Annotated in this window: 21 protein-coding genes, 1 tRNA gene and 1 pseudogene; 11 read left to right on the top strand and 12 right to left on the bottom strand. The window is 53.5% G+C overall.

Annotated elements, in window-relative coordinates; genetic code table 11:
* Window positions 1-320 precede the first annotated feature (320 nt).
* Window positions 321-482 carry a hypothetical protein gene (locus ABLW18_RS04455; protein WP_271551038.1) on the bottom strand — a complete coding sequence of 54 codons (162 nt, stop codon included), beginning with the start codon at window positions 480-482 and terminating at the stop codon, window positions 321-323.
* A gap of 292 nt (window positions 483-774) precedes the next feature.
* Here ABLW18_RS04455 and ABLW18_RS04450 point away from each other — a divergent pair, with 292 nt between their 5' ends.
* The 3 genes from ABLW18_RS04450 (at window position 775) to ABLW18_RS04440 (ending at window position 3575) form a co-directional block, all read left to right on the top strand.
* Window positions 775-1734, top strand: a complete 960-nt coding sequence (locus ABLW18_RS04450) for a 2OG-Fe(II) oxygenase family protein (RefSeq protein WP_271551036.1) — start codon at window positions 775-777, stop codon at window positions 1732-1734.
* 111 nt (window positions 1735-1845) lie between these two features.
* A complete protein-coding gene (locus tag ABLW18_RS04445; RefSeq protein ID WP_271508886.1) occupies window positions 1846-2871 on the top strand; it encodes a DMT family transporter in 1026 nt (341 codons plus the stop codon).
* Between the two features lie 287 nt (window positions 2872-3158).
* Window positions 3159-3575 carry a hypothetical protein gene (locus ABLW18_RS04440; protein ID WP_347823650.1) on the top strand — a complete coding sequence of 139 codons (417 nt, stop codon included), beginning with the start codon at window positions 3159-3161 and terminating at the stop codon, window positions 3573-3575.
* 203 nt (window positions 3576-3778) lie between these two features.
* Here the strand turns inward: ABLW18_RS04440 and ABLW18_RS04435 are convergent.
* Window positions 3779-3855 (bottom strand) — tRNA-His (locus ABLW18_RS04435).
* A 199-nt stretch (window positions 3856-4054) separates the two neighbouring features.
* On the opposite strand from ABLW18_RS04435, the pseudogene ABLW18_RS04430 reads away from it, so the two are divergent.
* Window positions 4055-4244 (top strand): annotated as a pseudogene (locus tag ABLW18_RS04430) (DUF6324 family protein).
* 12 nt (window positions 4245-4256) lie between these two features.
* On the opposite strand, the gene ABLW18_RS04425 reads toward ABLW18_RS04430, so the two are convergent.
* Complete coding sequence (locus ABLW18_RS04425) at window positions 4257-4721, bottom strand: MmcB family DNA repair protein (RefSeq protein WP_347823649.1); 465 nt, start codon at window positions 4719-4721, stop codon at window positions 4257-4259.
* An 83-nt stretch (window positions 4722-4804) separates the two neighbouring features.
* On the opposite strand from ABLW18_RS04425, the gene ABLW18_RS04420 reads away from it, so the two are divergent.
* Window positions 4805-6307 carry a trimethylamine methyltransferase family protein gene (locus tag ABLW18_RS04420; protein ID WP_347823648.1) on the top strand — a complete coding sequence of 501 codons (1503 nt, stop codon included), beginning with the start codon at window positions 4805-4807 and terminating at the stop codon, window positions 6305-6307.
* Window positions 6308-6517: 210 nt separating this feature from the next.
* Here the strand turns inward: ABLW18_RS04420 and ABLW18_RS04415 are convergent, their stop codons facing one another.
* From ABLW18_RS04415 to ABLW18_RS04405, 3 genes are all read right to left on the bottom strand, one after another.
* Window positions 6518-8068 carry an AAA family ATPase gene (locus ABLW18_RS04415; RefSeq protein WP_347823647.1) on the bottom strand — a complete coding sequence of 517 codons (1551 nt, stop codon included), beginning with the start codon at window positions 8066-8068 and terminating at the stop codon, window positions 6518-6520.
* Window positions 8069-8158: 90 nt separating this feature from the next.
* Window positions 8159-9445, bottom strand: coding sequence for a crotonyl-CoA carboxylase/reductase (ccrA, locus tag ABLW18_RS04410; protein WP_347823646.1), 1287 nt, complete (start codon window positions 9443-9445; stop codon window positions 8159-8161).
* 107 nt (window positions 9446-9552) lie between these two features.
* Window positions 9553-10920, bottom strand: coding sequence for a 1-acyl-sn-glycerol-3-phosphate acyltransferase (locus ABLW18_RS04405; protein WP_347823645.1), 1368 nt, complete (start codon window positions 10918-10920; stop codon window positions 9553-9555).
* A gap of 139 nt (window positions 10921-11059) precedes the next feature.
* Here ABLW18_RS04405 and ABLW18_RS04400 point away from each other — a divergent pair, with 139 nt between their 5' ends.
* The gene (locus tag ABLW18_RS04400) at window positions 11060-13033 is read left to right on the top strand and encodes a protein meaA (protein ID WP_347823644.1); all 1974 of its coding nucleotides are present in this window, start codon (window positions 11060-11062) and stop codon (window positions 13031-13033) included.
* 69 nt (window positions 13034-13102) lie between these two features.
* Here ABLW18_RS04400 and ABLW18_RS04395 read toward each other — a convergent pair whose 3' ends face one another.
* Window positions 13103-15292 carry a primosomal protein N' gene (locus ABLW18_RS04395; RefSeq protein ID WP_347823643.1) on the bottom strand — a complete coding sequence of 730 codons (2190 nt, stop codon included), beginning with the start codon at window positions 15290-15292 and terminating at the stop codon, window positions 13103-13105.
* Window positions 15293-15381: 89 nt separating this feature from the next.
* Between ABLW18_RS04395 and fsa the strand changes: the two genes are divergently transcribed.
* The 4 genes from fsa (at window position 15382) to ABLW18_RS04375 (ending at window position 18475) form a co-directional block, all read left to right on the top strand.
* A complete protein-coding gene (gene fsa / locus ABLW18_RS04390; protein WP_347823642.1) occupies window positions 15382-16035 on the top strand; it encodes a fructose-6-phosphate aldolase in 654 nt (217 codons plus the stop codon).
* Window positions 16036-16097: 62 nt separating this feature from the next.
* Window positions 16098-16802, top strand: coding sequence for a DUF484 family protein (locus tag ABLW18_RS04385; protein WP_347823641.1), 705 nt, complete (start codon window positions 16098-16100; stop codon window positions 16800-16802).
* Between the two features lie 9 nt (window positions 16803-16811).
* A complete protein-coding gene (locus ABLW18_RS04380; protein WP_347823640.1) occupies window positions 16812-17750 on the top strand; it encodes a tyrosine recombinase XerC in 939 nt (312 codons plus the stop codon).
* 35 nt (window positions 17751-17785) lie between these two features.
* Window positions 17786-18475 carry a CDP-alcohol phosphatidyltransferase family protein gene (locus tag ABLW18_RS04375; RefSeq protein ID WP_347823639.1) on the top strand — a complete coding sequence of 230 codons (690 nt, stop codon included), beginning with the start codon at window positions 17786-17788 and terminating at the stop codon, window positions 18473-18475.
* Here the strand turns inward: ABLW18_RS04375 and ABLW18_RS04370 are convergent.
* The 4 genes from ABLW18_RS04370 to ABLW18_RS04355 all read right to left on the bottom strand — a co-directional run bounded on the left by ABLW18_RS04370 (window position 18472) and on the right by ABLW18_RS04355 (window position 23058).
* Entirely contained in the window at window positions 18472-19308 is an 837-nt protein-coding gene (locus ABLW18_RS04370) for a DMT family transporter (protein ID WP_347823638.1), read from the bottom strand. The genes ABLW18_RS04375 and ABLW18_RS04370 overlap by 4 nt on opposite strands.
* Before the next feature lie 66 nt (window positions 19309-19374).
* Window positions 19375-22281 (bottom strand): isoleucine--tRNA ligase, encoded by a 2907-nt coding sequence (gene ileS, locus ABLW18_RS04365; protein ID WP_347823637.1) that lies wholly within the window; start codon window positions 22279-22281, stop codon window positions 19375-19377.
* Between the two features lie 204 nt (window positions 22282-22485).
* A complete protein-coding gene (locus ABLW18_RS04360; RefSeq protein ID WP_347823636.1) occupies window positions 22486-22890 on the bottom strand; it encodes a YcjF family protein in 405 nt (134 codons plus the stop codon).
* Window positions 22891-23058: a hypothetical protein gene (locus ABLW18_RS04355; protein ID WP_347823635.1), complete on the bottom strand. Its 168-nt coding sequence runs from the start codon at window positions 23056-23058 to the stop codon at window positions 22891-22893. It abuts the gene before it with no gap.
* 29 nt (window positions 23059-23087) lie between these two features.
* On the opposite strand from ABLW18_RS04355, the gene truA reads away from it, so the two are divergent.
* Entirely contained in the window at window positions 23088-23861 is a 774-nt protein-coding gene (truA, locus tag ABLW18_RS04350; protein ID WP_347823634.1) for a tRNA pseudouridine(38-40) synthase TruA, read from the top strand.
* Here truA and ABLW18_RS04345 read toward each other — a convergent pair.
* Window positions 23858-24340 (bottom strand): hypothetical protein, encoded by a 483-nt coding sequence (locus ABLW18_RS04345; RefSeq protein WP_347823633.1) that lies wholly within the window; start codon window positions 24338-24340, stop codon window positions 23858-23860. The genes truA and ABLW18_RS04345 overlap by 4 nt on opposite strands.
* Window positions 24341-24348: the final 8 nt, after the last annotated feature.

Below are 24348 nucleotides of genomic sequence, written 5' to 3'. Positions count from 1 at the left end.
CACACCAGTAATATCCAATGCCAGTGCAGCTAAACTCAGCATGAATAACAGTGGCAGTCTTACCATCACTGCCTATGGTTATCTCGTAGATGTTATCATCATCCAGTTTCAAATCGACAGTGACCTCAGGTGTTTCACCTTCTTTGGCATTCAGGACTTCGTATTGTTAGGCAATACATTCAGCCTCATGCTTATCGAATATGTACTGGATAGTTTCAGCGTTGGTAGCAGCACTAGTCTGAGACCCAATCATCATAAGGAACGCCAGAACCATAAAGTGGATCGCCCGTGTTGGCTTGATGAGGTGTTTCATGGAGCTGTTAGTCCTCTTTAGGCGATGCTGAAAACAGCGCCCCAAAAACTTCTTTTGAGCTTTCTATTGGCTTAGCTTGCGGTTTATTAGCGTTCTTAGCTTCAGAACTTATCGCTGCCATCCGAGCATCAAACTCTTCTTCAGTTTCTTCAATTCTACTTTTCACCATTCCAATGGGTCTCCTCACTTTCCAAACTGCCAAAGAACTAACCCGCCCGCAAACTTATTTTTTGTCTTGTAGGCCGTAGCCCAAACCAACCCATACCGATACCTGTCCTAGCTTCCTGGAGGGTCCCATCGGAGGCCCACACAGAGGCTCTTACAGCGTGTTTAACGTCAGCATCATCATGTGGCAAAACAAAGACTATTACGCTTGTACGAAGCTAATATGGGCGCTGAGAGGATTGTCTTTGTAGTTTCAAGACGACAGTATTGGGCTTAGGTGGGTAGGATAGATTGCTATGGCTGAGTTTACAGAAATACCGGTGCTGGACCTTGCGCCGTTGACGAATGGTGGCGACAAAACCCAGCTGACCATCGACTTTGCAAATGCATACGGAAATACGGGCTTTGGTTACATCATCAACCATGGCGTGGACCCAAAGCTTCGTAAGAGCATATTCGCGGCTTCGAAGCAGTTTCATACCCTTTCGGAAGCGCAGAAGCAGGCGATCGCACTAGATAAGAACCATCGGGGCTACATCGCTATCAATACATCTACTGATGTGAACTCTGATCTCGCAGACGTGACGAAACCTAACCAGTCTACGTCTTTTATGATGATGCGAGAAGATGAATTTGCTCGTTCAGACGTCTACTTGTCGGGTCCAAACCAATGGCCTGCTCTGAAAGGGTTTCAAGATGTGTGTGAAGCCTATGCAGAAGCGATGACAGAGCTGGCACATAAGCTGATGAGATTGGCGCTGGACGCAATTGACGTTAGGGAACAAGGGATCCTCGAAGCATTTGACACGCCAACGATTTGGCTGCGTCTGCTACACTATCCACCGCAACCTCCTCAGGCAGCTGAGGATTTGTACGGATCAGCCCCTCACAAAGACTTTGGGTGTTTGACACTTCTAGCGCAAGATGACGTTGGCGGCTTACAGGTGCAAACTCCGGCGGGTAAATGGGTGGATGTGCCACCGCGTGAGGACGCCTTTATCTTAAATGTTGGTGATATGTTGCACCGCATGTCGAATGGGAAGCTATTGTCGACCCCTCACAGAGTTATCAACACCTCCGGACGGGAGCGTTATTCGGTGCCATTCTTCTTTGATCCCAATATTTCGACCATTGTCGCGCCATTGCCAGGGACCGGTGCGCCAAAATTCGATCCTTTGAATTTCGGGGACTTTTTAAGAGCCGAGTTGGGCGCAAGTTATGACGCGCACCAAGCTGATCAATCAAGCCGGAAGTAATGACGGAAATGTCCACTATGTCCGTCGACATTCCTGGACCGGACAGACACGGACACACCCCTATAGGGGTGTCCAGATGTCCGGGATGTCTGGGTTGGTTCAAAGTATGTGTTGAAATTTTCAATTGATAAAATCTTTCAAGTTCCAAACAAAACGGCAAAGATTAATTTATTATATCGTATGAAATATCTTGCTCAAATTTTCGAATGTTTTACAGATCCACATATGGCGTTACAACTTTTCTCGCGCATTTATGCCAATGCTCCGATAGTCCTTTGTCTCGCCACTTTTGGTTGGGGTACTAATACCGTCGCTAGTCGCCTTGCGGTTGGCGAAGTTTCGCCAATGATGTTAATTTTCTTGCGCTGGGGTTTGGTCGTAATATTTGTCTTTTCCCTTCATGGTAAAGAGATGATCAAGGAATGGCCCAACATTCGTAAAAGGCTTAAATGGGTTTTTCTGATGGGTGGTTTTGGATTGAGTATGTTTAATGCGCTTTTCTACATCGCAGCACACAGCACAACCGCGGTAAACTTGGGTATTATACAAAGCACGATGCCTGGTATGATCCTACTTGGTTCATTTTTTATCTTTGGTTCTCGCATTAACACATTACAAACTTTCGGACTTTTAATGACGTTCATCGGTGTAGTTGTGATGGTTTCTAAAGGCTCAATTGAAAACCTGATGCTCTTAGCCTTTAGCACTGGTGACTTGTTGATGCTTATCGCATGTTTCTTTTATGCAGGTTATACAATTGGATTGAAAGATCGGCCTAAGGTTTCGGGCCTTGTTATGTTGGGCTATTTTGCAGTCGCAGCTTTCGTGATGACTATACCGTTTATGGTAATTGAAAATGCAGTATTTGGAACGGCCATGCCTGGAACAAAGGGGTGGTTTATTATTCTTTACATTGCTCTGATCCCTTCGTTTATTGCGCAGGTATTTTTCATGCGTGGCGTTGATCTTATAGGTTCTGGGGCCGCCGGTTTATATGCCAATTTGGTGCCTGTTTTTTCCGCCATTATTGCTGTGATGCTATTGGGCGAAAGTTTCAGTACCTACCACCTTGCTGCGATGATCTTTGTATTTGCAGGTATTGCTTTATTTGAGCAGCAAAACAGGCAAAAATTATGATTTAGCCTTTGGTGTTACCCCCACCTCTAGCTACCAGGCCTACTACCTCCAAAAGCGTGTGAGGCTTGCATAGGGTGCAGTCAGACAAATGAGAACTCGCATCGGATTGCTAGCGCAGCCTGAATCTATGCGCTCAATAATTGGCGCCACTCAGCGAGAGCAGCGGCACGGTTTGGCTTGAAATTGAGACCTGAGTAAAGGTGGAGTATTTTCAGGCTCACTCACAGCTACAGCACTCAAATTCATACAAAACTTCAAAGCAAGCTAAATTTGTGTTAGCAGTAGATATGAAAAACGGCAGAAATACGGATGGTAAGTTCTCCGATGGAAACTTAGGGCGCCCGAAAGGTTCTCGCAATAAAGCAACTATTGCAATTGAAAGCCTACTTCAGGGCCAAGCAGAGGCTTTAACCCAGACTGCTATAGCGAAAGCGTTGGACGGCGATAGCATTGCTCTGAGGCTTTGTATGGACCGCATAGCACCCCCAATGAAAGATAAGCCTGTTGTCTTCCCCCTGCCCCAGATGCTCGACGCTATGGACGCCTCAGAAGCCGCAGGAAGCGTTTTAAGCGCAGTAAGCGACGGAACCATTACACCCATCGAAGGGACAAGGGTTATGGGATTGATTGATAGCTATAGACGCACTCTTGAGTTGACTGAGATAGAACAAAGGCTTCAGGTGCTGGAGAATTCAAATGCATAATCACAAAACCAGGTTACATAAGCTAGAGAGGAAGATTACGCGCAACAAGCGGCTATATAAAATTTATTGCGCTGATGGCACGTTAGTGGGTACATACTACGCTTAATTAGCGCAACAAGCTAAACCAAAGGTACATAAAAAGGTCTATAAAATTGCAATGAACTTCCTATGCATTTGATTTTCAGTTATAAAATTATAATAAATGGTACCACCTCCTGGTCTCGAACCAGGGACCTCCTGATCCACAATCAGGCGCTCTAACCAACTGAGCTAAGGCGGCACTGAGAGCGATTTAGCGGGGCTGCTGCGTGAATGCAAGGGCTCGAGTGTGCAATAAACGCCATCGGCCAAGCAAAATGCAAGAAAATGCACCTGCGGACCCAAGCGGAGGCTTAAACCTGCGTGAAAGCCGCCGGAAAGACCCTTGATCATATCTCAAAAGCCCCTTACCCCAAGGACATAGAGCGAAAGGCACACCCATGGGCATCAACATAGAAAAAGACATCGAAGCCAATTTGCAAATTGGCCCCACGGATCAAGGCATGGTACGGATCTTTCGTCACTGCCGGCGATGCTGAAATCCCGATGGACTTTGAAATTGACGAAGCCCATGATATTGCAGAAGAAATAATGGCCGCGGCCCGGGCAGCCGCAGCGGTGGCAAAATAGCCGCAATATCCGTCACGAGGAACCGTTAAAGCGCGCCACGCCGGGGTCGCGACTGACCTGTGCCCGTCTTGCGGCATGGCGGGCGAATTTTTGGATCATGACTTTGCGCCGGGCGGGTGCCAACCTATGCTCCGGCCCCATGCGCAGGATCGCCGCATCATAGGCATCGGCCATAATGAGCCCCGTGTCACCAGGCAATATTTCACTGGGAAACTCTTGGTCGACCGCCCAAAAATACCTGTCACACCACTGTAAATACTCTTGCCATTTATGGTCGGATTGAAAATCTGCGCGGGAAGATTTGCATTCGACAATCCATATCTCCCCCTTCGGTCCCAACGCCATTACATCCACGCGGCGACCTGGTGTTGGCACCAATTCTTCGACTGAAACAAAATCATAGCTCAGCAAATGGCGACAAACGCCCCGCGCCAGAAGCTGGCCCGGCATCAGATTTGAAAGATTGCTTTCATCCATGCGCCATTTATGGACGAATAGGAAAGCGGCGCAAGGGCAAGCTGCCTATTGCGCGCGGCCCAAACGCGGTTATCGTGACGGGCATGAGACGCCGCAAAACCAGACAAGCGGCCGATTCGACGCACAGTTGGTCGGTCCTGCGGCATCCTTTTGAGCCGCAAAATATTTTCTCGCAAGATCGCGTGGAGGCCATCCATCAAGCGGCCTTGGAGGTCTTGCAAAATCTTGGAATCAAAGTCCTTTTGCCCGAAGCGATTGAGCTTTTCGCCAAATATGGCGCTGCCGTCTCTGGGGACATGCTGCGGATCGGCTCGGATATGGTGGAGGCCGCCCTGGCTTCTGCGCCACAGTCCTTCACCCTGCACGCACCCAATCGCGCACGCAATCTGCCTGTCGCGCCGGGACAGTTGATCTTTACCCCCGGCGGCGGTTGCCCCAATGTCAGCGACGCCATCCGAGGCCGCAGGCCTGGTGATCTGGCGAGCTATCAAGATGCCGTACGCTTAATGCAGAGCTTCGACGTCATCCACAAGCTCACCCCTGCGCCCGAACCGCAAGACATTCCAGTGCATTTGCGCCACTACGCAATGATGCAAACGCAAATGGGATTGGGAGATAAGGCCGTGACCGTCTATGGTCGGGGCCGGCAGCAGGTAAAGGAATGCTTTGAGATCATCCAAACCGCCCTGGGTCTCAGCGCTGCTGAATTTAGCGATGCGCCCTATTGCTCCACGGTCATCAATACAAACTCCCCGCGCATGCTGGACCGGCCTATGGCGCAGGCTTTGATAGACTTCGCCCGCGCCGGTCAAATGTGCATTGTCACGCCGTTTTGTTTGGCGGGTGCTATGGCGCCTATCACGATCGCCGGGGCTTTGACCTTGCAACATGCCGAGGCTTTGGCCGCCATTACGCTCAATCAATTGGCCAAACCTGGCGCTCCAGTGATGTACGGTGGCTTTGGCTCAAACGTAGATATGAAATCTGGAGCACCAAGTTTTGGCACACCGGAACATATTCAAATGTCGATCGGCTCGGGGCAAATGGCCCGTCATATCGGCCTGCCCTGGCGTTCAGCCGCCGGCGCGGCAGCCAATACCAATGACATGCAGGCCACCCATGAAACCGTTATGTCGCTCTGGGGCTGTCTTCAAGCCAATGCAACCATGATCATCCATGCGGCTGGCTGGCTTGAAGGTGGGCTGACATTTGGCTTTGAGAAATTCATCCAAGACATTGAAGCGCTGCAAGCGATTGCGCATCTGTGCAAACCAGTGGCTGCGGATGCAGCAGCCATTGGGCTGGATGCCATAGGACAAGTGGCTCCAGGCGGACATTTTTTCGAAACAGATCAGACCTTAAAGAATTATAGCACAGCTTTTCTGGAACCTGTAAATGCGGATCTGACAAATTTTGGCACTTGGCAGAAAAATGGCGCATTGACCGCCGAAGCTCGGGCCACGGCGAAATGGCAGGCAATATTGCACGACTTCACCGCCCCACCTGGCGCAGAAGAACGGGTGGACCGCATGGAGGGTACAATCGCAAAATTCACCCAAGCCGGTGGTGCACCGATTATCGAGTGAACCCTTGCACAAGCCCGTGCAAAAGCCTATCTCAAACAGCGGCGGGTTCTGCCCTTCTCGAAAGCGGTCAAATTCCAGTGGCCATACGCAATCCGAGGGAGCTGGCTCTGATTGAACCCTGGTTCTTTTACCTGGCGCCCACCTGTACATACAGGTCCTCGGGAATTCAGTACCAACACGGTTGTTCTGGCGGGCCCGCCACGTTTTGCTTCAGAATGCACCGTCTTTTTGATCTTCAATCGGCTCCATCGTCAATTCAAAATTCGGCACATCTGCCGCCAAGTCATCGACCACCAGAGCGCTACTCGGACGCGCCAGCCGGTTGCGCACAACCCAAATGAGCCGGTTCTCAGCTCGTGTGATCGCCACATAGGCCAAACGTTTCCAAAGCTGGGTGCCCGCCTCTGTACGGTTCATGCGGGCGGCGACAAAAATATCCGGCGCAAACACCTGTACCGTATCCCATTGAGAGCCTTGAGCCTTGTGAATCGTCACCGCTGCACCATGCAAAAAAGTGGCCCCCATGCGGGCGGCGAAAGGAATGAAGGGTTCTTCCTCATCGGGCATTTCAATCTTGACGATACTGGCGGCACTCAGCTGGGGTTGCTCTGCACCGATGACATGCAGGCGCGAAAATCCAGGTTTACGGCCAGGACCAAGATAAACCACCTGCGCGCCTTTGATCAGACCGCGCGCCTCCAGATCCAACCGCTTTTTGCGGTGCTTCAGAGGAAGCTCGATTCCATCGCAAATCAACGGCTCGCCCGGCAAGAGCTCCTCCATGGGGGCTTGATAGGCCCCGCGGAACGCTTGAATGAGCTTGATCCGAGTCACATTTCTCCACACCAATACGGGCGACCGAGCCATGAGGTCAGATTCAACCCTTTGGCCAATCACCACCCGATCATCGCGCTTGGATGCGTCCTGCACCATCTGCTCAAAATCAGAAAACTGCAAAGAGGGGTCGCCCAAAGCATGGGCCAGATCCAAGATTGGATTGTCCTGAGTCTGGCGATGTACCCGGCTCAACACCAAGCGCCGCTCCTTCGGCAAGGCGTCAAACACCATCGCCCCGGATTGGTTCACCGGCGCCAATTGTGCCGGGTCTCCAAACAAAATCAATGTGGGGAAAATCTCTTTGAGATCTTCCAATTGCTGCGCATCCAGCATGGAGCTTTCATCAACAAAACCGACATCCAAAGGCTCCTCACGGCGCTTCCATCCGGTAATGAAGTCCGAACCGCGCAGCCCCGCCGCCGCCAAAGCGCCGGGAATAGAGGCATTAGAAGAGAAAAAGCTCAATGCCCGGTCTAATGCAAGGTCACTGACCCCTTCGACCTCGGGGCGCGCGCCATTGCCACCGAGCCAATCTGCGATTTTCGCATACTCGGGATCATACATCGGGGTATAGAGAATGCGGTGAATGGTCGTCGCTGGCACACCTCTATTGCGCAACACGCTCGCGGCTTTATTGGTGGGCGCCAAAATCGCCAAGGTACGGCGGTCTTTGCGCGCCCGGGGTTCATAGTCTTCGGACACGATGTTCAGCCCCGCGTCTTTCAGCCCATGATAAAGCTGCGCCAAAAGCAGAGTTTTACCCGATCCAGCCTTGCCGATGACGGCAACAACATTGTCTTTACCCGCTGGCGGCGGGGTCACGCGCCCATTGGTTAGATCCACGCCCGCATAGCGCAGAATTTCACTTATGGTATCATAGGCCTGAGCCTGATCTTCGGAATAGGAAATTGGGGTCTGTGACATGCCTTTGTTTAGCCAATGGCTTGTCGTGGGGCCAGAGCTATTGCGCGTCCCCGGTGGCCGGGAGCAAATTAATTGCTCCCAGAGACTATTTTACCGTGCAACCGCGAGCGTCTCTTCAATAGTGCGCAACCCGCGACGGGACGCCTGCACCAATACTGACATATTGCCCGGCAGATGCTCATTGCGGCGCATTTTCATATGTGCTCCAGGCAGGTCGATCCAATCAAAGGTTTCAGACAAACATGGGTTCAGCTTGTCTTCACACATCAACCGATTGGCCGCGGCGGCCTGCTTGAGATTGGCAAAATGAGAGCCTTGAAGGCGCTTTTGATGCATCCACATGTAGCGCACATCAAGGGTCAAATTGTAACCGGTGGTGCCAGCGCAGATGACCACCATGCCACCTTTTTTGCATACGAAGGTTGAGACAGGAAAGGTGCTCTCTCCGGGATGCTCGAACACCAAATCGGGGTTGTTGCCTTTACCTGTGATCTCCCAAATCGCCGCGCCGAATTTACGGGCCTCTTTGAACCAAGCCGCATATTCCGGGGTATTGACAGTGGGCATTGCTCCCCAGCAATTGAAATCACGGCGGTTGATCACGCCTTTAGCGCCCAGCCCCATGACAAAATCACGTTTACTTTCGTCACTGATGACACCAATGGCATTGGCACCGACCACATTGGCCAATTGCACGGCATAAGAGCCCAGCCCGCCCGATGCACCCCAAATCAATACGTTTTGACCCGGTTTCAACTCATGTGGCGCGTGACCAAAGAGCATTCGATAGGCCGTGGCCAAGGTCAGCGTGTAACAGGCGCTCTCTTCCCACGTTTGATGCTGCGGACGCGGCATGAGCTGTTGGCTTTGAACCCGGGTAAACTGGCTGAACGAGCCATCAGGGGTTTCATAGCCCCAGATGCGCTGGGACGTCGAATACATCGGATCACCGCCATTGCATTCTTCATCATCACCATCGTCTTGGTTGCAATGGACGACAACCTCATCGCCCACTTTCCAGCGCGTGACTTTCGAGCCCACGGCCCAAACGATGCCCGACGCGTCAGATCCCGCGATGTGATAAGGTTGCTTGTGGCCATCGAAAGGGCTGATTGGCACGCCCAATGCGGCCCAAACACCATTGTAGTTAATTCCGGCCGCCATCACCAAGACCAAAACATCGTAGTTGTCCAATTCCGGCACATCCAAGACTTCTTGCAACATGGCCGTATCTGGTTCGCCATGGCGCTCCTTGCGAATGGCCCATCCGTACATTTGTTTTGGTACATGACCCAAGGGCGGCATCTCGCCCAAGTCATAGAGGTCTTTTTTCTCCGCGGTATAGGTGGTCAAGGGTGAGTTTGAATCAAATGGCATGAGAGGCCCCTTACGATATTGCTGCGATGCAGAATCAACCTGCACCTCAATGGGTAAAATCCATTGCGTAATATTGCAACCAATTTTTGCTTTAATTTGTAATTTAATTACTTAGCTAAAATTTTTGATATATGAGATAGGCTGGCCATATAATAGGGCAGGACAGATTTTCCTTTCTCGGTAATAACATAACGCCCCGCGTCATGCACAATCAACTTACGCTGCATCAAATTCAGCACGCCCGCTTCCGCCGCCTCCGTCCAAGCATCTGGAGTGGCTGGCAAATACTCCGGCTCAACCGCCTGCATCACAGCCACAAATGCCGCATTGAGCTCCAATGCGCGCAGAGGCGCTTTATTAATGAGTATCAATGAGATTAGTGGAACTGGCAAAACAGGAATGCCGGCCTCGACCTGCGCCATGATCTCGCTTGCAAGCACAGGCGAGGAGATCGTGCCCCCACCCCGTCTATGGAAGTCTGCCAGGCTAACCGGCCTGCCAAAATGGACCGCCGCATACCCAAAGCGCTTATACCGGCCGGTCAACCAAAGCCAAAATTGCTGCGCCATAAATCGCGCAATCACTGAGATATTGGCGCCAAAACGCCTTTGGCCGCGCTTGCCAGCGGCCAACAAAATATAATCCTCTAAGACCCGATCGTAATTGATCGAGACTGGCACGAAAATTACGTCCCGAGTCTGCGGTTCCCAACCGGAAATAACATAGTTCAGAAAACCCAAACGCGGCGGCGCCAAACGCCCATCCAGTGACAGACCGCCCTCAAGAAACACCGCTTGCGTCACCCCGCCCTGCGTCGCCATTTGCACATAGCGGGCCAGAACCCGCCGATACAGCGACCCTCGCGACTTGCGGCGAATAAAAAATGCGCCCATTGCGCGAATGAGCAAGCTGATCGGCCAGATCCGCGCCCATTCGCCCACCGCATAAGACAAAGCAGATCGTTTTGAGGCCAGATAAGTCACTAGAACATAATCCATATTTGAGCGATGGTTCATGACAAACACCACAGTTGCCTTGGGGTCTAGACCGCTCAAGACATCCTCAAAACGCCCAATTCGCACCCTGTAGAGCGTCTCGCTGAGAAAGCGAGCAATAGTGCTGGCGACGGTAAAATAGACCGTCGCACTAAAAGACGGTACAATTTCTCGCGCGTATTTCCGAGCCTCTTGAAAGGCGACATTCTCCGGGATGCCCTTTTTGGAGGCATGATCATTGACCGCCTGCATCACATCTGGATGATAAAGCAATCTTTGAATCATATCATGGCGGCGGGCCAATTTGAACGGCTCAATTGGACGGTCTAAACGCGCGTTCAACCGGCTGACCACTCGTTGCATTCTGCGCCGGAAAAACCACCGCACCGAAGGAATCAAGGCCCGCTCCAAAGCGGCAATCGCAGCAAAAACCGCCGCGATCACCACAAACCACATCGGAAGCTCGATTGTCTCAAACATCCGGCCAACCTGCCTGAAAAGGCAGGTCTGCGCCAGATGGAAAAATTGCCGCGTTGCAGCGAATTGACAGGGTGGGATTATTCCTCCATTAAATTGAAATGCGCAATTATATTTCGTACACAAGAATGAGAGGCTCGTCATGACCCAAGTGCAAAAAGATCGTCCCTGGTTGTTTCGAACATATGCAGGCCATTCTACGGCCGAGGCTTCGAATGCTCTGTACCGCTCTAATCTCGCCAAAGGGCAAACCGGCCTATCCGTAGCCTTTGATCTGCCGACACAAACCGGCTACGACAGCGACCACATCTTAGCGCGCGGAGAAGTCGGTAAAGTAGGCGTGCCCATCAGCCATTTGGGGGATATGCGCACGCTATTTGCAGATATCCCACTTGATCAGATGAACACCTCCATGACCATCAATGCCACAGCACCTTGGCTGCTGGCGCTTTATATTGCCGCAGCCGGTGAACAATGCGCCGATATCAGCGCGCTACAAGGCACTGTGCAAAATGATATCATTAAGGAATACCTGAGCCGAGGCACCTATATCTGTCCGCCCAAACCTTCCTTGCGGATGATCACGGATATCGCCGCTTACACGCGCGCGCACCTGCCTAAATGGAATCCGATGAACGTCTGCTCTTACCATTTGCAAGAGGCCGGCGCGACACCAGAGCAGGAGCTGGCCTTCGCCCTCGCAACAGCAACTGCAGTTTTGGACGACCTCAAAGGCAAAGTGCGCGAAGAACATTTTGGACAGATGGTTGGGCGGATCAGCTTTTTCGTGAACGCCGGCATCCGTTTTGTCACTGAAATGTGCAAAATGCGCGCGTTTGTTGATCTGTGGGATGAAATCTGCCGCGAGCGCTATGGGGTGAGCGACCCGAAGATGCGGCGTTTTCGTTATGGCGTTCAGGTCAACTCTCTGGGCCTGACCGAACAACAACCGGAAAACAACGTCTATCGAATCTTGATTGAAATGCTGGCCGTTACCCTGTCCAAGAAGGCCCGCGCCCGAGCTGTGCAATTGCCCGCTTGGAATGAGGCTTTGGGCCTGCCCCGCCCCTGGGATCAGCAATGGTCGCTGCGGATGCAACAAATTATGGCCTATGAAACCGATCTATTGGAATATGAAGATCTGTTTGACGAAAATCCCGCGGTGGAACGCAAAGTCGGAGCTCTCAAGGAAGGCGCACGGGCGGAGCTGGCGCTTATCGATTCTATGGGCGGAGCCGTGGAGGCGATCGAATATATGAAATCGCGTTTGGTCGAATCTAACGCCGCGCGGATTAGGCAAATTGAGAGCGGCGATATGACTGTGGTCGGGGTCAACGCCTATCAGAACGGCGAAGCCAGCCCGCTCACCTCGGGCGATGATGCGATCATGACAGTGGATCCCAGGACCGAAGCCGAGCAAATCGAGCGCCTCACCCGCTGGCGAGATGCGCGAGATGCGCAAGCCGTGTCCGATGCGCTTCAGGATCTGCGCACAGCCGCGCTCGATGGCAGCAACATTATGCCACCCTCTATTGCCGCCGCGAAAGCCGGGGTCACCACGGGCGAATGGGGCGATGTACTGCGCCAAGCATTCGGTCAATATAGAGGCCCTACAGGTGTCAGCGGCACCCCGTCCAATCGTACGGAAGGCTTAGATGACATTCGCGATCAAGTCGCGGCGGTCAGCGATCGACTGGGACGCAAGCTGACGTTTTTGATGGGCAAACCGGGTCTGGATGGGCATTCCAACGGCGCAGAGCAAATAGCAACCCGTGCCCGTGATTGCGGAATGGAGATTTCTTATGAGGGCATCCGCCTCACTCCAGACGAGATCATCACAGCCGCGCGCGACGGCGCGGTGCACGTGATCGGCCTGTCTATCCTTTCCGGTTCACATATGCCTTTGATGGAAGAGTTGATGGCCAAGCTACGCGCGGCTGAGCTGAACCATATTCCGGTGATCGTGGGCGGGATTATTCCCGATGAAGATGCACACAAGCTCCGCGCAATGGGAATCGCGCGCATCTACACGCCCAAGGACTTTGAGCTCAATCGGATCATGTTCGATATTGTGGCCCTCACCGATCCCGGCCCGGACGGCATTGCGGCACAATAGCCAGGCGCAGCCCGGTGTCATCACCCGGCAAAGCCATTTAGTCTGGCAGCTGGGTTATGCAGGGGTCTTTCAGTAAAAACTTTGCGGATCAATGTCTATCGATAAGCGGAGCGCATTAGGAAATTTGAATTGGGCCGACCAAGCGCTCAAAGCTGATTGAATAGGGGCGTTTTTTTCCGCCTTGATCAAGAGACGCACCCTGTGGCGCCCGCGGATGCGGGCAATAGGGGCCGGTGCCGGCCCAAAGATCTGTGCGCCGATATCCGTCAAGGGCTGGCAATTGCGCGCCATGGCCTGCGCCACCTCAAAAGCCTCCTGCGCATCGGGCGAAGATAAAACAACCCCGACCAAACGACCATATGGCGGCACACCGGCCTGTGCACGCGCTTGCGCTTCAGCGCTCCAAAAGGCCTCTTCATCGCCGTCCAGAATTGCACGAATTACCGGGTGTTCAGGCTGATGGGTTTGCAATGCCGCAACGCCCGGCTTGTCAGACCGACCGGCACGTCCAGCCACTTGGCGCATAAGCTGAAAGGTACGTTCTGCGGCTCGCAAATCTGAACCTTGCAGCCCCAAATCGGCATCAATCACACCGACCAAGGTTAACTTTGGAAAATTATGCCCTTTCGCGACCAGCTGCGTTCCAATGATCACATCCACCTCACCAGCCGCGAGTTTGGCAATTTGCTCCTTAAGTGCGCGGGCAGAGCCAAATAAATCTGACGAGAGAACCGCGACTTTCGCTTCAGGAAAGAGCGCTGTGGCCTCTTCCGCCAACCGTTCCACACCAGGCCCGACCACAGCCAAACGATTCTCCGCCGCACAACTGGGGCAAATTTTTGGCACTGGCTTGCTTGCGCCACATTGGTGACACATCAAACGCTTCTGAAAGCGATGCTCGACCATCCGCGCATCGCAGTGATCGCAGCCCACTTGATCGCCACAAGCCCGGCAGAGGGTGATTGGCGCATAACCACGGCGATTGATAAAAAGTAAAGATTGCTCCCCCGCCCAGATGCGTGCCTCAACCATCTTTTGCAAACTGGGAGATATCCATCGGTCCGCCGGCAAATTTTCTTGCCGCATATCAATCGCCATCATCTCCGGCAAAACCGACACACCAAAGCGACTTTTCAGTTCGATTTTCGTATATTTTTTGGCCTCCACATTGGCCCAACTTTCGAGACTGGGCGTTGCACTGGCCAGCACCACCTGCCCGCCGACCAAAGACGCGCGCAGCACAGCCATGTCGCGCGCGTTATACAGCACGCCGTCTTCTTGTTTGTAGCTGCTGTCATGTTCCTCATCGACGACGATCAGGCCCAAATCTTGAAACGGAAGAAACAGGGCCGACCGCGCGCCCACAACCATTTGCGCGTGACCTTGCCCTACCATTTTCCAAGTGCGGCGGCGCTCCGTCATCGTAACGCCCGAATGCCATTCCGCTGGGCGCGCGCCGAAGCGGGCCTCCACACGGGTTAAAAATTCTGCTGTCAAAGCGATTTCAGGTAACAAAACCAAGGCCTGTCGCCTCTCTTTGAGACAGCTGGCCACCGCCTCCAAATAGACCTCCGTTTTCCCCGATCCCGTGACACCTTTCAAAAGCGTCGTGCGATAGCCCACGGTATTTGCCTGCAATTGTGCAACCGCATGGGCCTGATCCTCTGACAGGCTCTTGCCGGGCAAGCCCGGGTTTAAATGCGCAAAGGGCATGTCTTGCGGCGTGGCCATCTCTGCCACTGCTCCCAGTTTCACCAGGCCTTTAACCACCGATGCGGTCACGCCTGCCGCCTCTGACAGTTCCTTCAGCGTAAAGCTCAGCTCTGCAAATTCTTCCAAAACCGCGAGCACTTTTTGCCTTGCGGCGGTCATTCGAAGCTCGGTCTGCGCACCCAAGCGGTAAACCTGCCGCATCGAGGGCGGATCGCCCAAGCCCGGCGCGCGCGTGGCCAAGCGCAGCATTTTCGACATAGGTGTGAGCGTATAGTCCGAGACCCGGCGCAGGAATTCTGCCATACTCTGTTGCATGGGCGCCACATCAAGCACGCGGATCACGGGGCGGATCTTGGCGTGGTCATAATCCCCCGCGCCAGCCCCCCAAACGACACCTAAGACCTTTCGTGGTCCCAAAGGTACCTCAACGAAAGCCCCCTGCCAGCATCCACCTTCCGGCGCCTTATAATCAAGCACCCTATCCAGCGGTTGGCTGGTTAGGACGGCGACCAAGTCACCTTGATGAAAAAATTGGGGCTCTGACACGACATTTCCTTAACAGCAGGGCTTTTAGTGCCCTAAAAACTCCGATAAAGCTTGCCCCAACGAGGGCCAACCTATCAAGGACATACGCCATGAAATTTTTTGTTGATACTGCTGAAATAGACGCAATTGCCGAATTGAACGATTTAGGCATGGTCGACGGGGTGACAACTAACCCCTCTTTAATTTTAAAATCTGGCCGTGATATTATTGAAGTTACACGCGAGATTTGCCAATTGGTCTCCGGCCCGGTCAGCGCCGAAGTGGTTGCGACCGAAGCGGAATATATGATCGCCGAAGGGCGCAAGCTGGCGGAAATTGCCTCAAACATCACGGTCAAATTGCCGCTGACATGGGACGGTCTCAAGGCTTGTAAGACCCTGTCGAGTGAAGGCAAAATGGTGAATGTCACCCTCTGCTTCAGCGCCAACCAAGCGCTTTTGGCCGCCAAGGCCGGGGCAACCTTCATAAGCCCCTTCATCGGCCGCCTAGATGACGTGAACATCGACGGTATGGATTTAATCGCAGATATCCGCCAGATTTATGATAACTTTGGATTTGACACGCAAATATTGGCAGCTTCTATCCGCACCGTTAACCATGTCACTCAATCGGCCTTAATTGGAGCAGATGTGATCACAGCGCCGCCAAATGTAATCAAGTCCCTTGCAAATCATCCGTTAACCGACAAGGGTTTAGAGCAATTTATGTCGGATTGGGCAAAAACAGGTCAGAAAATTCTCTAACCTATGGTAAACTTGTCCGCAGCCCATGTAGGACAACCATCGCATCAGTGAATGGGACAGCCATGACACCGCAAACCGCAGCACAAGCCGAAGATATCTTACGTGATATCATCACTAAGAACCCACGGATCGTTCTTGACGCCCCGGATGTCATGCGTGCGCTACTGGCATCTCATGATGAAACCTTAGGGCAGAACATCGTAGACTTGCGCAGCGTTGCCATGCGACGGCTTGAGGCGCAATTGGGCCGGCTTGAGGAAACCAACCGTTCTGTTATTGCAGCCGCTTACGACAATCTCGCCGGCACGCAACAAGTCCATCGGGCCTTACTGAAAATCATGGAGCCGACAGATTTTGGCGGGTTCTTGACCATGATCGGCACAGAGATGGTTGATATATTGCGGATAGATTACGCCTGTTTGATTCTAGAAACTCAAAATCAAAGTCCCAATCCCAGCCTCGCGCAGCTGGGCCCTGTTGTGAAACCTGCGCCTTTGGGCTTCATCGCCCATTACCTGTCCCCAAGTTTGGAGGAAAAAGTAACCCTGCGCACCGTCACGGACACAGATATTTTTGTCTATCCGCAAGACGTCACACCCGTGGGGTCTGAAGCTTGTTTGCGGCTTGATTTTGGCGCGGGCACCCTGCCCGGACTGTTGATCCTCGCGGCCAAAGATGCCGAGCAATTTTCTCCCGCCCAAGGAACAGATTTGCTGACATTTTTTGCAACAATCTTTGAGCGCGCCCTGCGCCGGTGGCTGGCATAGGGGGCGATGATGTCACAGAGGTCTGACCTCACCTTGATATCACCAGCCATTCGCGACGTGCTGCGGCATTGGCTGTCGCATGAGCGCGCTTTGAAATCTGCGGCCGATAACACCCTTATTGCCTACGCAACCGATGTGGCTAGATTTACCGCTTTCATGGCCGAGCATAGCGGCGATCGGCAAGGGCTGGCGCCACTGGCCGCCATTTCGACACGGGACATGCGTGCCTGGATGGCACATGAGCGCAGCCGCGGCGTGAGCAGTCGCAGTTTGGCGCGTGCGCTCTGTGCAGTCAAAACGTTCTTTCGTTGGCTCGCAGAGCGACATGCGCTTGAACCGACAGCCGTCTTATTGGCACGCGCGCCAAAGTTCGAACACAAATTGCCCCGCCCTCTGGCGGAGGATGCCGCTCATGCAATGATTAAGACCGTCGAGGTTCAGGCCCAAGAAGATTGGATTGCCGCCCGCGATGTGGCCGTTTTAACCCTGCTTTATGGCTGCGGTCTGCGAATATCTGAGGCACTCGGATTAACCGGGGCAGATCATCCCTTGCCCGAAGTCTTGCGCATCACGGGCAAAGGCGGCAAACAGCGTTTGGTGCCAGTTTTACCGGTCGCCCGTGCCGCTCTCACGCGATATGCAGAGCTCTGTCCCTTTCATATCGGAGCAAAAGATCCGATCTTTCGAGGAAAACGCGGCGGCGCATTAGGGCCAGGATTAGTTCAAAAATCCATGCGCATAGCGCGGATGCAATTGGGTTTGCCCGCAAGCGCCACCCCGCATGCCATGCGCCACTCCTTTGCCACGCATCTGCTCAGCGCCGGCGGTGACCTGCGCACCATCCAAGAGCTGCTCGGCCATGCTTCGCTTTCAACCACGCAGAGCTATACCGCCGTCGATACCGCTCGCTTGATGGATGTTTACAACGCCGCCCATCCCAAAGCTTAATTGCCACTTGATGGCAATTGCGCCTATACGGGTGTATGGATATTCGAATTAAAGCCTTGGCGGTTCACTTGCTGACTGCAACTGGAGCTGTTTTTGCAATATTGGCAATGCTGGAAGCGGTCAATGAAAAATGGGACATGATGTTTGTCTGGTTGGTGGTCGCATTTTTCGTTGATGGGATAGATGGCCCCTTGGCCCGTCGCTATGACGTCAAAACTAATGCACCGCTTTTTGACGGGGTGCTGCTCGATTTGATCATTGATTATCTCACCTATGTATTCATTCCTGCCTATGCGCTCTTTGCCAGTGGCCTGTTGGCCGGGTGGTCCGGCTGGATAGCGATCATTGTCATCACCTTTGCAAGCGCGATGTATTTCGCAGATAAGCGCATGAAGACGAAAGACAACTCCTTCCAGGGCTTTCCAGGCGCTTGGAATATGGCGGTGATTGTAATCTTTGCCACCGAACCTAACCATTGGGTCATTCTTGCGGCAGTTTCGCTCTTGGCCGTTTCGATGTTCCTGCCGCTTAAATTTGTCCATCCCATGCGCACGGAGCGCTGGCGCCCTTTGACCCTGCCCATTGCTTTGGCTTGGGTGGGCTTCGCGGCTTGGGCAGCTTGGGGCAATTTCACCGAGGTTTATGTGGCCAATCTCGGCTTGGTGGCCTGTTCGGCATACTTATTATTTGCCGGTATTGTCCAGCAAATGACTGCGGATTCTTAAAAACGCGTGAGTACTACCCCGGCGACAATCACCAGCCCAGCCAGACTCTTGGTCGGACCCATCGGGTCTTTGAAGAAAAACCAGCCCAACAGCATGGCAAACAGAATGGAGCTTTCACGCAACGCGGTGACCAGGGCGATGGGCGCTTCTGTCATCGCCCAAACCACAATCGCATAAGCAATAAAGGAAGCAAATCCGGCCAAAAATCCAAGCGCGACCTGCCCGCCTCCCCGCGGAAGCACCGAACGACCGCGTAACGCCAAAATTACGGGTGTGTAAAACACCGCCGAGAAAATCAGCAACCACGAGACATAGGCCAGCGCATCCCCCATCACACGCGCGCCCAGCCCATCCACCAAAGAATAGCCCGCCGTGGCGACCGCTGACCCAAGCGCCAGGGGAATGAGCCGGCGATCCTCACCAGAGCGGAACACCCCATGGGCCATCAAAACGATCCCAATTCCCAAAACCAAAATCCCCAGCAAATCCAAACCACGCAACGAATCAATGCCAAAACAGAGGCTGACGATCAAAACGATCAGCGGCGCAGCGCCGCGGGCGATTGGGTAGACCCGGCTTAAATCACCGCGCTCATAGGCAAAGCCCAGGAACAGTTGGTAAAACATGTGAATAAGGCCCGAGGCAGTGAGCCACAACCATGCCGCGCCCTGTGGCACCGGAACAAAGGGGAGAATACAAAGCCCGAAGAACCCGTGAGCCAGAGTCAAAAGCAGCATGCCCGATTGCTTGTTCTGTCCAGTTTTGACCAAAGCATTCCAGCTAGCATGCAACACGGCGGCAAACACTACCGAGCTGAACACTAGCCCAGTCACGGCGTCCGCACTTTGCAAACGAAAACGGGGCGCGCACGGCCCCCCGCCCCGAAATCACATAGCGACCTAGCGCAGCGCAGCATCGCAGCGCCCGCAGACACCGGCATTACTGTGTCGACCCACATCGGGAAGAATTTTCCAACAACGTTGGCATTTTTTACCGCTGGCCTTGGCAAAGGACACTGCCACCCCATCTGTGTCTTCCAAAACAAAAGCAGCCTCTGGCGCTGTCTCGGTCGAAATTTCAATGCCAGATGTGATACACAAATCTGCGAAGCTCACAGATTTCAACACCTCTGCCACATCTGCAGATACATAAACCACCGGCGCCGCCTCAAGGCTGGAGCCGATGTTCTTTTCACGCCGCTCCACTTCCAGCGCCCCGGTGACCACACGGCGCACCTTGCGGATGCTGGACCATTTTTCAGCCAAATCAGGATTGGACCAGCTTGAAGGGGTCTGCGGCATATCTTGCAAATGCACCGAACTGCCCTCCTCCCTTTGCCGCTCCAGCCAAACCTCTTCCATCGTGAAGGTCAAAACCGGGGCCAGCCAGGTCGTCAAACGTTGATACAGGATATCCAATACCGTCCGAGCGGCGCGGCGTTCTGGGGTATCGCTATCACAATACAGCACGTCTTTGCGAATATCGAAATAGAATGAGGAGAGATCGACGGTTGCGAATTGGAACAAGGCTTGGAAAACCCCTTGGAAGTCATAGGCCGCATAGCCCTCCCGCACGTTGGCATCCAATTGCGCCAAGCGATGCAAAACCCATTGCTCCAGCTCCGGCATTGCCTCGGGGGCCACCTGGTCTGCTGGGGTAAAATCCGCCAATGAACCGAGCATAAACCGCATCGTATTGCGCAAACGGCGATAGCTATCGGCCACACCTTTGAGAATCTCCGGACCAATCCGCAGATCACTGGTGTAATCGGACTGCGCCACCCAAAGACGCAAAATATCCGCACCATATTGCCGGGTGACATCCTCCGGCGAAACCGTATTGCCGATTGATTTAGACATCTTCATGCCCTTTTCATCCAGCGTGAAACCATGGGTAAGAACACCCCGATAGGGCGCGCGGCCCTGCGTACCGCAAGATTGCAGCATTGAGGAATGGAACCATCCACGATGTTGATCTGTGCCTTCAAGATAGAGGTCAGCTAAGCCATCTTCAGACCCATCTGCTCGGTCGCGCAAGACAAAAGCATGCGTGGATCCGCTATCAAACCAAACATCCAGGATATCAAACACCTGCGTATAGTCTTCAGGAGCCACAATATCGCTCAAAAAGCGCTCTTTTGCGCCTTCGTGATACCAAGCATCCGCCCCTTCAGCCTCAAAAACGTCCAATACGCGGGCGTTCACTTCGTCATTGCGCAGCAGATAATCGTCATCTGTGGGCAGGCTGCCATTTTTGGTAAAACACGTCAAAGGTACCCCCCAGGCACGCTGGCGCGACAAGACCCAATCAGGTCGAGCTTCAATCATCGAATACAGCCTATTGCGCCCGGTCGTCGGGGTCCAAGTGACCAGCTCGTCAATGGAGGTCAGCGCCCGCTCACGGATGGTCTGGCCATATGTGTCTTGCCCGTCGTTGACCGGCTTGTCGACGGCGGCAAACCATTGTGGCGTATTGCGGTAAATCACAGGCGCCTTAGAGCGCCAGCTGTGTGGGTAGCTGTGCTTTATTTTACCGCGCGCAAGCAATCCACCCACTTCGGCGAGTTTCTCAATGATCGCGCCATTGGCATTGCCCTCTTTGCCATTGGGCTTGAGAATTGCCTTGCCACCGAAGAATGGCAGATCAGCGCGGAAACGCCCATCTTCCATCACGTTATAGGTAATCACCTGCTCCAACATGCCCAGGTCGCGATAGAGCTCAAACTCTTCCATCCCGTGCGAGGGTGCACAATGCACAAATCCCGTGCCTTCACTGTCGGTGACAAAATCAGCCGCGCGGAAGTCGCGGATGCCATCCCATTCGCCCTCACCGCCGTCAACACCATGCAAAGGGTGGAGCAACTGGATCTTCGCCAAATCCTCGGGCGTGATATCACACAGGCGGCGATACATCGACGGCTCAAGCCGCGCACGGCCCAAGACATCTTCGGCCAATGCATCTGACAAAATAAACCGCTCACCGATCCGCGCCCAACATTCCTCAGGCCGGCCGATTACCTCATAAAGCCCATAGAAAATTCCCGCACCATAGACCACGGCCTTATTCGACGGCATGGTCCACGGCGTCGTGGTCCATATCACAACTTTGGCACTGTCTAATGTCGCATCACCCGTGCCAACCACCTGAAATTTAACCCAGACTGTAAAACTTTCCTTGTCGTGATATTCGACCTCAGCTTCCGCAAGCGCCGTCTTTTCAACAGGCGACCACATCACAGGTTTTGAACCTTGATACAGTGTGCCATTCATCAAAAATTTCTGAAATTCCGCCGCAATCACCCGTTCCGCATGAAAATCCATAGTCAAATACGGATTTTCCCATTTGCCGGTGATGCCAAGTCGCTTGAATTCCTCGCGTTGGATATCAACCCAACCCGCGGCAAATTCCCGGCATTCTTGACGAAATTCGACGATCGGAACCGCGTCTTTATCTCGGCCTTTTTTTCGGTATTTCTCTTCTATTTTCCACTCAATGGGTAAACCGTGACAATCCCAACCTGGGATATAGCGCGCATCTTTGCCCATCATTTGTTGCGAGCGGACCACCATATCTTTGAGTATTTTATTTAGTGCGTGGCCAATATGCAGGTTGCCATTGGCATAGGGCGGCCCGTCATGCAGGGTAAAACTTTCACGACCGGTTTTTTCCCGCAACCGGTCATAAATGCCGATCTCTTCCCAACGGGCCAGCCATTCGGGTTCGCGCTTTGGCAGGCCGGCGCGCATGGGAAAATCTGTCTTAGGCAGATTGAGCGTATCTTTGTAGTCAGTTGCTTGCTCGGACATATCTCGTCTCATCTTTTATAAACTGGGGAAAGGCGGCGCGGTGGGCTCCAACGCCTATGGCCCGGCAGCTGCATTGTCACAGTGCCGGGGATATAATTCGTAGAATGATCAATATCCGTTCCATCTTGCCCAGATTATAGGCCCCTCTGTGCCGCTGCACAACTGGCTTGACGCAGAGAGTTTGCCACAGGGCTGAAAAACACTTCAGCGCGTCCGATCCGACACGAAAACGCCCAAAAGCGCCCGCTTCATGATGCCAGTCACGCTGAGTGATGCACCGGCTTGAAAGGCGAGGGGACGGCACAGCTGAATGGCCGCGATGCCGACGCGCGCGGTCAAAGCACCATTGATAACTCCTTCGCCGAATTTTCTGGAGAATTTGGCCAAAATAGACCCGCCTGCAAGCGAACTGATGAGATCATCACCAATGGCCACGGCCCCCGTTGCCATCACATGCGCCAAGACAAGACGCGTCAAACGCCAACTGCCGAAAAATCCTGATCGACCACCATATATTTCTGCAATTTTGCGGATCATCCGCAGATTCGTGATCAATGTTACGATCACATCCACCAAAGCCAGCGGCATCAAGGCGGTGAGGGTTGTCACCTACCAAGCCGCCGCCTCGATATTTTGTTTGGCTAAACGGTCCAACGGGGACCAGAACGCGCGCTCTGCCGCTTCCATCATTGCATCGGCATCAAATAGTTCTGCTTTTTGCTCTGCAAACCGTGCCGCATCCAAACGATAACTGTCGAGCTTTGCTGCAATTGCCAAATTCGCATCGGCGGGGTAATGGCAACCCCATGCCTCGATATGCTTTGAAAATTGAATATAATGGCCAGGGGTTCTATGGCTGGCAACGGCAAAATGACCTGCCCACCGTGCAAAATGCGCTGGAACAAGCCTTGGCACAGCTGGAGCCCGATCTGCCAAGCATTGCCGCTGCTGGCCGCACCGACACCGGCGTGCATGGGCTGGGACAGGTCGCCCATTGCGACATGCGCAAGCCTTGGGATCCAGTAAAGCTGAAAGGCGCACTGAACTATCATCTGAAACCCAATCGCATTGCCGTGCTCGATTGCCGGCAAGTGGATCCAGATTGGCATGCCCGGTTTTCCGCCATTGGCCGCGATTACCTGTTTCGGCTCGTCTGCCGTTCTGCTCCGGTGACACATGATGCCGGTTTAGTCTGGCAATCCAGACACCCGCTGGATGCAGAAGCCATGCGAGCGGGCGCCGCATTTCTTGTGGGGTCCCATGACTTCACCACGTTCCGCTCAACCATGTGCCAAGCAAAAAGCCCGATCAAAGCCTTGGATGTCTTGGATATCACCACCCACGATTACCCGCAGGGCCAAGAGATTCGCTTCCACGTCAAAGCCCGCAGCTTCTTGCACAATCAGGTGCGCAGCCTGGTCGGCACACTAGAACGCGTTGGCGCTGGCGCTTGGCCTCCCGAGCGGGTTGCAGAGGCATTGGCGGCCCGCAAACGCGGAGCCTGCGGACCAGTTTGCCCGCCCGATGGGCTCTATCTGGAACATGTGCGTTATGACGAGGACGTATTCAGCCCGTCCTAGTCATTATCATTCAAACCAGCCCCAGCCCCTCCAAGGCGGGAGGCATCGGTTTCGGGCACATAGGTCAATGCGGCGAAACTGGAGACCTGCTGCCAAATTTCCGGCGCCACAACACCACGCGACACCTCTGGACGCAACACCTCTGGTCCGATGAACACCACATCCGCCCCGTCAGCCGCAATCGACAGGCCGCGGGACCGCGCGAGCGCATTAGCCAGATCACAGGCCGCCATGCCGCACATACGAACCGGCTTCACTCCGAGAGCCGCCGCATCCGCACAGGCCGAAAAATCACGGAGCAGTGATGCCGCATGCACAGTCAAGCCTTCGGAAAAATCAAATTGCGCGGTTTTGATCGGCTGGGCCAAATGTGGCAGCAAAGCTTCCAAAGCATCCGGAGTTTTGACCAGCGCCACAGCCACCTCTTGCGCCTGTGCCATTGGAATACCGACGCCCCGGCACGCTTTGAGCACGAGCATTTGCAGCT

The sequence above is a fragment of the uncultured Planktomarina sp. genome (genome assembly GCA_943788425.1).
Lineage (GTDB): Bacteria > Pseudomonadota > Alphaproteobacteria > Rhodobacterales > Rhodobacteraceae > Planktomarina.
This window is presented reverse-complemented; position numbering and strand designations above follow the sequence as displayed.